General features: G+C 54.1%; 4 protein-coding genes and 2 pseudogenes. 1 reads left to right on the top strand and 5 read right to left on the bottom strand.

Annotated elements, in window-relative coordinates:
- Positions 1–350: 350 nt before the first annotated feature.
- On the bottom strand, positions 351–2219 hold the full coding sequence (locus tag F3H58_RS26050; protein WP_149744304.1) for a hypothetical protein: 1869 nt from the start codon (positions 2217–2219) through the stop codon (positions 351–353).
- Positions 2220–2786: 567 nt separating this feature from the next.
- Between F3H58_RS26050 and F3H58_RS26045 the strand changes: the two genes are divergently transcribed.
- Positions 2787–4655: an FAD/NAD(P)-binding protein gene (locus F3H58_RS26045; protein WP_188129080.1), complete on the top strand. Its 1869-nt coding sequence runs from the start codon at positions 2787–2789 to the stop codon at positions 4653–4655.
- A 137-nt stretch (positions 4656–4792) separates the two neighbouring features.
- On the opposite strand, the pseudogene F3H58_RS26040 reads toward F3H58_RS26045, so the two are convergent.
- From F3H58_RS26040 to F3H58_RS27360, 4 genes and pseudogenes are all read right to left on the bottom strand, one after another.
- Positions 4793–5817 (bottom strand): annotated as a pseudogene (locus F3H58_RS26040) (IS66 family transposase); the annotation flags it as partial.
- Between the two features lie 40 nt (positions 5818–5857).
- Entirely contained in the window at positions 5858–6205 is a 348-nt protein-coding gene (gene tnpB, locus F3H58_RS26035) for an IS66 family insertion sequence element accessory protein TnpB (protein WP_149744311.1), read from the bottom strand.
- Positions 6206–6253: 48 nt separating this feature from the next.
- A pseudogene (gene tnpA, locus F3H58_RS27865) lies at positions 6254–6556 on the bottom strand (IS66-like element accessory protein TnpA); the annotation flags it as partial.
- Positions 6557–6786: 230 nt separating this feature from the next.
- Positions 6787–7569, bottom strand: coding sequence for a hypothetical protein (locus tag F3H58_RS27360; protein WP_188129079.1), 783 nt, complete (start codon positions 7567–7569; stop codon positions 6787–6789).

The following is a 7569-nucleotide window of genomic DNA, read 5'->3' as shown; positions in this document are numbered from 1 at the left end:
ATTATCAGGCTGGAGCAGTTGCTTCCGTGGAATTGGACGCCGCCGACCGTCAACGCTCAAGCTGCCTGACCTGTGGCCTTCACCGGAGGCTTACGTGCTGCCGTCTGCGCCGCGATTACTTCTCCATGGTCGAACGGCCAGACGGAAGGGCAGATCACCCAGCTCAAACTTGTAAACGCAGATGTATGGCCGCGGAAAGCTTGATTTACTTTGGGCCCGCGTCATCGGCACGGGATAAAATCCGCGACCACAAAACTGTGTCAGAGCGAACTTTCCGCGCCGATTGACCATTACGGCCCGCCCCAGCCGCGAAGTAGCTTCAGACCTCGTGAAATCCTCATGCGCTCACGCTAATCGCGCACGACAGACCGATCGCGTTCCGGTCGCACGAAATCGCGCGGGGACTTCGTGGTGCCATTTTTAGGGTCGTTTGCTGGATGCCGATCAGTGGACCCCTCAAGAGCGGAGGAACTATGGCTTGCTTCCGAGCTAAGAATATTGTCTGGCGATACCCTATCGGTCCTTAGACGCTTCGGACTGGGGGATTCCGTTCCACTTGTAGATGATCGTTGTCTCTTACCATTGTCGTGTGTATCGGCGATAGGGCTGAGTTGAACTGTCGCTCTGTCCAGCCGACGTATTTTACTTTCGTTGACTTCTGTGCCGTTGGCAGGCGATTGTGTTCGCTCGGTGGTCTCGTGGCGAGATGACGGGCTTCTGATTTGTCGTTCAACAGAAACAAATAGTGGCGCCGTGCCAGTCATCTGGCGGAGGAATTCTCTAGTGATCCGATCAACTCGAGCTAAGCCTGTTGGTGTCGATGCTGGAGCCGGATCTTCGTTTTCCTTGTTCGAAGACGATTCTTGGGAATCCTTAATGTGGGGTGGTGTCCCGTCCCTCCACAACTCTTGGAGCTTATAGGAATCTATCCCAGTCATTTCTTGAAAGTAGCGTTGTGTTCGAGAATCGAACTCGGGGTACTTGTCGGACGATGAGCCGGGGCCGGAATAGACATCGTCGATGTCACCGTCATATCCGCTTTCAATGCTCTGCAGAACGTCTTCGTCACGTGCATCAACGTCACGACCAACTCTGTCTTCTCGGTCGGCCGGAGAAGCGAATAGATGGCGATCGGCGTGCTCGCTACTGTAGTCCGAATTCTCGTAGATGGCGTATCCGTCGTAGTCGCGGCCATCTTGGCTGTCATAGCGAGACGCCTCGTTATCGGACTCGAACCTGGCACGAAACGATTGAGGGCTTTGGATCGCGTGTTCTGCGAGAAGCGCTGTGCGGATTTCAGGCAGAATGGGGTCTCCGTCGATCGCATCCGCGCTACGATCAGCTCTAGGTTCACGGTCGACCGGGGAGGCGAATAGGTGGCGATCAGCTTGCTCCTCACTGGCGTCCGAATCCTGGTAGATGGCAAATCCCTCAACGCTGTGGTCGCGGCCGCCATCCGGGCCGCTATATACATCCAGCGAAGGAAGGGACGAATCATTACTATCGCTTAAGGGGCTTGCATCGAGTGCTAAGCGACGTTCGATTGTGAAAAACGGATCCTGATCTCTGTGGCGACTGCCATCCGGTCCTCGATATATGTCGATCGGCGCCGGGGACGATTCAACACTCTCAATAGAACGTCCGGTAGCCAGTGCTAAGCGGCCATCAGTTGGTAAAAGGTGATCCGGATCTTCAATAAAGATGTCGTTGCGGGGTGTGGTAACAGAAGGGGATCGTGATCGGCTACTAGATGGCGAGGAACCAAGCACGGATAAAGGAGAAAAACGACTGCGGAAGCTCCCCTGGGACTGATTCTCGTCGCTATGGTTCGACGGTGTCCGGGCATCAAAGCGTTCTTCGGGGTTGCGGCCGCTATCACTTGAATACTGTAGGATCACGCCTGTCATGTCACGAATGTAAGCCTTCGTCACAGGGTCGACGGGAACGTGGACCTGCCTCGTCATTATTGCTTCATCGGACTCGGTAGTGTCTAAGCTTTGAGCAGTGCTTGCCCTGCTGGCTGGTGCGTAGTTCAAATTGATACCAGTCATAAGGGCGAGGTATCCTCCGACATCAGGATGAATTTGCTTCTTGCGGGAGGCTAAAGATCCCTGCCGAGTGCGTCGAAAACGGTCTTGCTCTGTCGCGTCGGCTGGGAGCACGTCTTTGCCGTCACTCGTCGCCGAAGACTCGCTAGCTGAGCTGCTTTCACGTGCCATACTTCTCTCCGAAACTTTCTTGCGTGAATTCTGGAGCAGCCTGGCACATGTCAGAGGAACTTTCTTCCCGTATATGATGACTATGACAGATGAAATCGTTTGCCGCCTTTGTTGCGGCATAAATAGCTTGCAGGCAGTCCAGAAAATGGTCATCGACCCCGCGAATTCCACTCAGTTGGTTCGAAGTTCGCCCCACGACCTGAAATTTCGCAACAGTATACCGGTGGGTGGACGACCTTTTGCCGGCGCGGCGGCTAACGCATAGCGGGTTCACTTTGCTTTGATCCATAGACTACAACCGTAGCGCTCTGAATGTTGAACGCCGAGATTTGTTCAGATATTAGAGGGGAAATTTCTTAATGAAGCAACGATGTGCATGAACTGATAAGTCGGATTAATGCCGAAATATAGTCGCGTACTTGTAAACTAATAATAATCAATTTCTGAATATTATTATGTTTTATATATTATTAGTATTTGATATTTATTTACGCTTCATGAGGTAAATATGATAATAATCCAAATAGATGTCCAATAGTTTTTAGGGTAGAAATTTCAGGTATTGAAGTGACAAAAAATAATCGTAAACGAGCGAAGCTCGCCGTGATTGGATGCGGGGCAACTGCGGTTTATTTTCTTAAACACGTTGTTCATGCACAGATCGAGAATCTGGAGATTACTGTCTTCAACGCGTCCAATAATTTTGGAGCGGGAATGCCCTACAGCCCCAAATGGGTAGGCCCAGAATGCTTGGCAAATATCGCGTGCAACGAGATACCCCCTCTCAACACACTGGCGCAAGACTGGCTTCTCCACCGATCCGACTCGTGGCTTGCAGATCACGGCATAGCACGCCTGTCCCTTGGACCGGGATTTATTCCTACCCGTGCAGTTCTCGGGGAATATCTTGAGGCGCAGTTTGAGGAACTGCTTGCCGCCACAGTAAAGATGGGCATCACGGTTCGCTGTGTAGGGGGCGTGAACGTGAGTGACATCACGCCTACTGCCGAGGGCGTTGCCGTCGTCTTTGGAAACGATACTGAATCTAGTGAGATTCTTCCTTTCGACTATGTAGTCGTGGCGACGGGACATCTCTGGCCCGGAGACAATGCCAGCCCCCGCATAATGTCTTCCCCGTGGCCCATCTCGAAGCTGCAGACAGCTAACGCAAAAAAGATCGGGCTCATTGGAACGTCTCTGTCCGCCGTCGACTCATGTCTAAGTCTCGCGCACGTCAACGGCAGCTTTCAGCGAGATTTTAACGGCCGCCTAAAGTATATTCCCCATGACGTGGCGGCCGGATTTAAAATCACGATGCATTCCCGTAGCGGTTTTCTTCCCACGCTGCGGTTCTATTTCGAGTTTCCTCAGTTTGAGCTTTTCTCATACATTACCCGAACTGATCTTCACCGTCATATCGCGCAAAATAATAACCGCCTCTCACTAGATTTTGTATTCGAAGACGTTGTGAAATCCGCGATCCGGACGAAATCGCCGGAATTGTATGACGTGATTGCTCCAATGACAGTCGAAGCATTTTCTGACTTCATGATAAATAGCCGTAAAAGCAACGAGCCATTCGAGCTTTTGAGACAGGATTATGCTGCGTCATTCGCATCAATTCGAGACAGAAGACCAATATACTGGAAGGAAATCCTCGATGACGTAACTTACATGCTAAATTTCTACACAAGATACTTTGAAGCCGCAGACCTACTTCGCGTGCGCGAGCATTTAATGCCGCTCATATCACACCTTGTTGCTGTATTGCCGCAAAAATCCTGCGAGGAACTATTAGCATTGCACGACGCGGGCTGCCTTTCGGTCGAAGCTATCGGTCAGTCTTGGAAGGCGAGTGTCGGTGACGGCCAAGACTCAATTGATCTCGTCTATGAGGATCATTTCACAAGCAAGACGGTTACGAGAGTCTATGATTTGTTGATTGATTGCCGCGGACAGAAGGGAATTGATTTCAAAGACTTTCCTTTTCCTACCCTCGTTGAAACGGGTATGGTCGCACCAGCAAAAATCAGCGCGGAAATGTTATCGGATACGGGTTCCTACCAAATGCAGGATATCTTGCTCGGTGGTGTCAATGTGGATGAGGCATTCCATCCTGTTTCGGCCGGCGGAAATACCGTCACCTCGCTATTCATTCTCTCTGCGCCGCTCATCAATGGCATTTATCCGTACCACTCCGGCCTTCCGTTTTGTAACGAGATCGCCCGGATTGCAGTCGCTGCTCTCGAGGCAGATCTAGCGGTCGTTACCTCGCGTAAGGGCTTGCTGAACGATGACTACAAACGATGTTTCGATAGACATGCAGCATTGTTGGTTCCTGCGCCGATCATAGAACAGGATGAGAAGGACATTCGGATGCTGCACGATTATGAGGAGAAGATCGGGGGTTATTCGCCTCACACAGAGCAGCTTTAAAATTTGCGCCAAAGGTGACGCATCAGAATTGTACTCCGGGTCACATTGGAAGAGATACAAAGACTAGATTTGGCGCACTGATGCCATCCTCACCAGAAGTACAGTGCAACCGTTCCGCAGCAAGATCGCTCACAAGCCTGCAGATCATTGACGATCGGCAGGCTTTCCTTGTGGTGACTCTCCAGGCGTTGGTCGGCGGTGAGCCCGTTGATCTCGCGCTCGATATCGAACAGGGCGTCGATCCGTTTGACGGCTTCGAGCGCCATAGGCGAGATCGGCACGGCGTTCTTTCCACGCTTGGCGTTTGCGGCGATGTCGACGAGCATGAAGAACTTGCGCCGCGAGTGTGCCCAGCAAAACGCCTGCTTTAGCGGATTTGGATCGCGATCATCCTTGAACAGCGAATTGTAGCCACCACAGGCGTCCGCCTGCAGAATACCGTGAAGATCTTCAGGTGGCGCTCCGGATGTTCCTGCCGCCGATCGCGCGAGGCATAGTAAAGGGCTGCCGGCGGTGAGAGGCCTCCGAACGGCCGATCATTCCGGACATAAGTCCAGATGCGGCCCGTATCGGTCTTTCCCTTTGCGAGGATCGGGACGTCGTCGCCATGCAGTCGCTCGGCGGCAAGGACATGCGTCTCGATCAGGGAGTGGATGACCTTCCACTGGCGCGGGACGACCTCCAGGGTCTCGGTGATGTCCTCGCCAAGCTTCGACAATTTGGCCGATCCGCAGCAGGCGCAATTGGCGGGAGCGGCGATGACGATGCGCTCGCGTGGCAGATGTTCGGGAAAGGGCTTGCGTGACGGACGCCTGCGCTCGAAGGCTTTGACGGTTGAAGCTTTGGCTGCGATCTCCGCGGCCAGTTCATCTTCACCGGCGTCCGCTTCCAATTCCTCGAGTTGCAGTTCCATCTGCTCCAGGAGCCGCGCCTTGCGCTCGGATCGGCTGCCGTAGAGTTCACGGCGGACCTTGTCGATCTCCAGCTTCAGCCGAGCGATCAGCGCTTCGGAATGCGATACGAGTGCCTTTGCACTGGCGGCTTCTGCCTTGGCGGTTGCCGCTTCTGCTTCGGTTGTAACACGTCGAGCGCGTTCCTGGGCCAGCAAGGCGAGGGCGCTGGCAAGGTCGTCCGGAAGCTCTTCGGTCGCGTCGCATGACAGGATGGAATCATATTTGACCCCATCATTTCAGTGTTTTTGCTCATCCGGCCGACGTCGGCCGCCAGGTCTTCTGCGGCATCCGCCAGTCGATGCCCTCCAGCAGATAACCGAGCTGCGCAGGCGTGATCACCACCGTGCCATCGGCCGCTGACGGCCAGATGAAGCGTCCTCGCTCAAGCTTCTTCGTGAACAGGCAAGCTCCCTGGCCGTCATGCCAGATCACCTTGATCAGGCCACCGCCGCGGCCGCGGAATACGAACAAGTGCCCACACATCGGGTCACGCTTCAGCGCCTCTCGCACCATCAACGACAGACCGGGGAAGCTCTTGCGCATGTCCGTATAGCCCGTGGCCAGCCAGACCTTCACACCACTCGGAACCGGGATCATCGCAGACCCAATACGCAATCGAGAATACGGCCAAGCGCTTCGGTCGATGTCGCTATCCACGCGGACGCGCCGACCCCGCCCAAGTTCGATCGTCACATCGCTACGCTTCCGACGAGGATGGGATGTGGTGGGCGAAGCCGGTTGAACTGGAGAGGCTGTCGAAGCAGCCTTGGACACGATCACCGGCACCAAAGTCGCCGTGTCAGACCTTGCCTCTTCGATCCGGCAAAGCTCTTTGCGCCAACGGAACAACTGGCTGACATGGATGCCAGCCGCGCGGGCAATCTCGGAGATTACCGCGTCTGGCTCAAAGCAGGCAGCGACGAGGCGCTCTTTATCTTCGCGTGACCAGCGCCGACGGCGCTACACGGACGTGATCACCTCAATTGGATGCTTCGTCATATGACTGCTGCTAGTGTTACCACTAGGATTGGCAGTCAGCAGGCCGTCATCGCAAGACGGCCTTCACCGTGGGCTTACTCATAAAAGTGTCGGGGAAACTGAGTGCGTGACGTGAGACCCGTCGTCCATCCAATTTTCAGGAGAGCCGTAGGTTTTCGGCTCTTGTTCTGACCCCAGTTTTATTCGTCGGCGTCTTCACTCATCTGCGCCAAGACATCGCGGGCAGATCGCATGGAAACCGCATCTGTCGGCTCGCCATTAAGGCGGTAAGCGACGAAACCGTGTTCCCGTCCGGCATGAAGGTTCGGAGCGGTCTTGGTCACCAGGGCATTGGTGCGCAGATCAAATTCGTAGGCAATGACGACTTCATTGACTTCCCGACGAACGAGCTTGCCAACTTCAGTGAAACCGGCGCCAGGGTTTTCCCCCGCTGGGAGAATAAGGGTGGTGCGATGTGCAGTTCCTTCAGCCAACGCGAAAGGTGTGGGCACGACGTACATCTTCCGATCGCGCACCATGATGTCACCGTAAGAGCCAAACCCTTTGAAGCTCTTGTTCTTATGAACATAGTCGGTAGTCGCATTGAGGAAATCGCCGTGACAGACAACAAGGTCCGTGACAGGGTAGCGGTTGCCATCTGGATTTTTCGGATATCGGCCGAAGACGTAGTAGACGGTACGGCCGTGGTGCACGCCAACGGGAACTTGGCTGTTGGAGTCGTACGTTGCATCTCGGCCGGGGTAAGCAAGTCCCTTCAGCTCGTAGCCGTGGGGGGAATCGACCAGGCGGAAATCGGGGTAAGAGTTGCGGCCGGGCTGGTCATAATTGACACCGAGGCCGATAAGGCGCTTTTCAAACCAGTTTTGGAAGTGGAATTCTTTGTCATTGGCACCTTCACGCTCGATGAGATCCCCACGGCGAATGGCTTCCACACACTCCCGATAAATCAACGCGGCTGTCAT

This window comes from Rhizobium sp. NFACC06-2, from assembly GCF_900101425.1.
In the GTDB taxonomy this organism is placed as follows: Bacteria; Pseudomonadota; Alphaproteobacteria; order Rhizobiales; family Rhizobiaceae; genus Agrobacterium; species Agrobacterium leguminum.
Note: the sequence above shows the minus strand (reverse complement) of the source record. Positions and strands in the feature narration are given on the sequence as shown.

Excerpts from the sequence above, each read along its gene's own strand:
- F3H58_RS27360 (WP_188129079.1), bottom strand. The coding sequence starts at position 7,569 with ATGACAGCCGCGTTGATTTATCGGGAGTGTGTGGAAGCCATTCGCCGT.
- F3H58_RS26050 (WP_149744304.1), bottom strand. The coding sequence starts at position 2,219 with ATGGCACGTGAAAGCAGCTCAGCTAGCGAGTCTTCGGCGACGAGTGAC.
- tnpB (WP_149744311.1), bottom strand. The coding sequence starts at position 6,205 with ATGATCCCGGTTCCGAGTGGTGTGAAGGTCTGGCTGGCCACGGGCTAT.